The 1,261-nt window shown below is 40.4% G+C and carries 1 protein-coding gene; it reads left to right on the top strand.

Annotated features, from left to right (window positions below; translation table 11 throughout):
* Positions 1-88: 88 nt before the first annotated feature.
* Positions 89-1,261 (top strand): IS1380 family transposase (locus ACTQ50_RS19630; protein WP_441485559.1); only part of this gene is annotated, 1,173 nt, incomplete at its 3' end.

The raw sequence follows: 1,261 nt of genomic DNA, 5'->3' as shown, positions 1-1,261 counted from the left end.
ACCTATCAAGTGAATGAAAAAAGAGCATCCATTTGTGGTAAAATTAAGGTGTTCAAAGTCTTAACAATCCCAAACAAAGGAGCCCTTTATGAGTATTGTAAACACCTTAGCCTTAAAAAGCAATAGACAGATTAAAATAAATTTTGATGGAGGAGATCTCTCCTCCGATGCAGGTCTGCTTCTTATCAAAGAATTCATAAGCAAGCTTGGTATTGATAAGCTTTTAGACAAAACTTTCAAGACCAATGATCCTGCATTATTCAGATATCACACGGATCAGGAAAATCTGCTCCAGATGATATATATGATCATTGCCGGTTATTTCGAAGATGATGCTTCCGATGAACTTACCAATGATCCAGTATTCAAGTCTGTACTTGAAAAAAACGCCCTCGCATCACAGCCTACGGTATCGAGATTCTTTAGCCGTATGGATGAAGATACCTTAAACCAGTTCCTTGTGATTGGCCGAGTGCTTCGGAAGAAAATTTACAGCATTCAGATGCCACCGGCTGTTATCCTGGATCTGGATTCCACCCTCCTTGATGCATACGGCAGACAGGAAGGCAGAGCCTTTAACTTTCATTATCAAAGCAATGGTTATCATCCGCTTGTCTGTTATGACGGAATGACTGGAGATCTGATAAAAGTACAGCTTCGTGATGGAACACAGTATTCCTGTACCGGAGTGGTTGACTTCCTGCAGCCGATACTGGATGAATACCAGAATGATTATCCTGCAATCCGTATTCTGCTTCGTGGTGATAGTGGTTTTGCTACTCCTGATCTTTATAAGCAGTGCGAAGAAAACGGCACAAGCTATGTGATCCGGCTGAAGGAGAATGGCCTTCTCCGTGAAAAAGCATCCTGTCTTGTGGATGAACTTAATGAAATCACCAGAAATAACAAAGTGGATTATGCGGTAGTTTATGGTGAGTTCATGTACAAAGCAAAGTCATGGCCTTATGAAAGACGTGTGGTATGCAAAGTTGAAAAGCCGGAAAACCAGATTGTTTACATGTATACATTTGTTGTCACAAACATGGATTCCGCACCAGAGTATCTTATCAAATTTTACTGCAAGCGAGGTCTGATGGAAAACTTTATCAAAGAAAGCAAATCCGGTTTTGATTTTGCTTCCGTAAGCAGTCATACCAGAATCGTAAATGCAAACAGACTTCAGGTACACGCGCTTGCTTATAACATATTTAATTGGTTTAGACGATTGGCGTTATCAGCAAATATGCGAAAACAACGCATT

Origin of the sequence: Blautia sp. Sow4_E7 (genome assembly GCF_052116245.1) — a bacterium.
GTDB lineage: Bacteria > Bacillota > Clostridia > Lachnospirales > Lachnospiraceae > Blautia_A.
Note: the sequence above shows the minus strand (reverse complement) of the source record. Positions and strands in the feature narration are given on the sequence as shown.